This window comes from Nonomuraea mesophila, from assembly GCF_004352805.1.
GTDB lineage: Bacteria > Actinomycetota > Actinomycetes > Streptosporangiales > Streptosporangiaceae > Nonomuraea > Nonomuraea longispora.
Map to the genome: position 1 here is coordinate 1 of NZ_SMLD01000350.1, position 2,746 is coordinate 2,746.

The window sequence follows — 2,746 nt, forward strand, 5'->3', positions numbered from 1 at the left end:
TGCGACGGACCATTCGGAGCCGTCAACCCATTACTCGCACCGTCCTGATTCACCGCACTCCCACGCACCACCGCCAACACCCGATGCCCAAGACGCTCCGCATCCGACAACCGCTCGACGAGCAGCACGCCTACGCCCTCGCCCCAGCCGGTGCCGTCCGCGTCGGCGGAGAACGCCTTGCACCGGCCGTCCGGGGACAGGCCGCGCTGGCGGGAGAACTCGACGAACGTGCCGGGCGTGGCCATCACGGTGACGCCGCCGGCCAGCGCCAGGTCGCACTCGCCCGACCGCAGCGCCTGCGCCGCCCAGTGCAGGGCGACGAGCGAGGAGGAGCAGGCGGTGTCCACGGTCACCGCCGGGCCTTCCAGCCCGAACGTGTACGACAGGCGGCCGGACACGACGCTGCCGGAGTTACCGGTGGCGATGAGCCCTTCCAGCTCCGTGGGCACGGTCGTGAGATGGGCCGCGTAGTCGTGGTACATGACGCCCGCGAACACGCCGGTCCTGCTGCCGCGCAGCGCCGCAGGGTCCATGCCGGCCCGCTCGATCGCCTCCCACGACGTCTCCAGCAGCAGCCGCTGCTGCGGGTCCATCGCCAGGGCCTCGCGCGGCGAGATCCCGAAGAACGCCGGGTCGAACTCGCCCGCGTCGTGCAGAAAACCGCCGTGCTTCGTGTACGTGGTGCCCGAATTGTCGGGGTCCGGGTGGTACAGCCGGTCCAGGTCCCACCCGCGGTCGGAGGGGAACTCGCCGACCGCGTCCGTACCGGCGCTCACCAGCCGCCACAGATCCTCCGGCGAGAGCACGCCGCCCGGGTAGCGGCAGGCCATGCCGACGATCGCGATGGGCTCGTCGTTCAGCGGCGTCCTCGCCGCGGTGACGGCCGTGGCCTCGGACCCGGCTCCCGTGAGCTCCGTCTCCAGGTAGTCGGCGACGGCTCGCGCGTTGGGGTAGTCGAAGACCAGCGTGGCGGGAAGGCGCAGGCCGGTGCCCGAGTTGAGCTGGTTGCGGAGTTCGACGGCCGTGAGGGAGTCGAAGCCGAGCTCCTGGAAGGCGCGGTCGGGCTCCACGGCGTCCATGGAGGCGTGACCGAGAACCCTGGCCACCTCCTGGCGGACCAGCTCCAGCAGCACCCTGCCGCGCTCGGCCTCCTCCAGCCCGGCGAGCCGGCGGGCCAGCCCGGATCCGGCCGCGCGGGGCTGCTGCCGTGCCGACCCGCGTACGAGTCCGCGCAGCAGCGCGGGAAGCTCCGCGCCCCTGCCGCGCAACGCCCCGGCGTCGATCCGCAGCGGCACCAGCGCCGCCGCGCCCGAGCCGGACCCGGCGTCGAACGACGCCAGCGCCTCGTCCACCGTCAACGGCGGCAGGCCCTGCCGCCGCATCCGTTCGAAGTCGGCCTCGCTCAGCCAGGCGCTCAGTCCTGTGTCGGTGTCCCACAACCCGAACGCCAGCGACGTCGCCGCTAGCCCTTCGGCGGCCCGCAACTGCGCGAGCCCGTCGAGGAACACGTTCGCCGCCGCGTAGTAGGCCTGCCCCGCCGCGAGGACGGAGCCGCCGGCGGACGAGAACAGCACGAACGCCGACAGGTCGAGGTCGCGGGTCAGCTCGTGCAGGTGCCAGGCGGCGTCGGCCTTCGGCCCGAGCACCCCGTCGAGGCGCTCCACCGACAGCGACCCCAACAGCCCGTTGTCGCCCACGCCCGCGGCGTGCACCACGCCTGCCAGCTCGTCCACGCCTTCGAGCAGGGTGGCGAGGGCGTCACGGTCGGCCACGTCGCAGGCCGCGACGTCCACCGAGGCGCCCAGTTCGGACAGCTCGGCGACCAGCTCGGCCGCACCCGGAGCCTCGGGTCCGCGCCGGCTGACCAGCAGCAGGTTCCTGACGTCGTGCTCGGTGACCAGGTGGCGGGCGACCAGCGCGCCCAGGCCGCCCGTGCCCCCGGTGACCAGCACCGTGCCCTCGGGCCCGAACACCGGCTCCTGCCGCTCCAGGCCCTTGACCCGGCTCAGCCTCGGCACCAGCACCCGGCCGCCCCTGACGGCCGCCTCCGGCTCCCTCGCGGCGGCCACCCCGGCCAGCGTCGCCCACGACTCGGCGCTGCCGTCCACGTCCACCAGCACGAACCGGCCCGGGTTCTCCGCCTCGGCCGCCCGTACCAGACCCCACACCGGCGCCACCGACACGTCCACGCGATCACCGTCGTCCACGGCCACCGCACCCCGCGTCACCACCACCAGCCGCGACGACGCGAACCGCTCGTCGGCCAGCCATCCCTGCACGGCCGACAGCACGTCAGCGGTGGCCCGCCGCACTGCGGCGGGGACGTCGTCGCCGGGCTCGGCGACGGGGCACTCCACGTACGCCCACTCGGGCATCGCGTCGGTGTCCCTCAGCGACGCCAGATCCGGGTACTCCTCGTCACCGGCGGGGGGAAGCTCGGCCGGCTCCGTCCAGGTCACCTGGTAGAGGGTGTCCAGGTTGCCTGCGGTGAGGTCGGTGGACAGGGCACGCAGGGTCAGTGCGCCGATCTCGGCCACCGCAGCGCCGCTGTCGTCGGCGATGTTCAACACGATGCTGGTGTCGGAGGAGCCGCGGGTGACCTTGACCCGCAGACCCGTGGCCCCGGCCGCGTGCAACTCCACGCCGCTCCAGGCGAACGGCAGATACGGCCTGCCCTCCGCCCTCGGAACCAGGTCGCCCAGCGCGGCGGCATGCAGGGACGCGTCCAGCAACGCCGGATGCAACC

At 73.6% G+C, this 2,746-nt stretch carries 1 protein-coding gene; it reads right to left on the reverse strand.

What is annotated here, in order from left to right:
- The coding region (locus E1295_RS47880) for a type I polyketide synthase (protein ID WP_246081258.1) at window positions 1-2,732 on the reverse strand (2,732 nt) is incomplete at its 3' end.
- Between the last annotated feature and the right edge of the window lie 14 nt (window positions 2,733-2,746).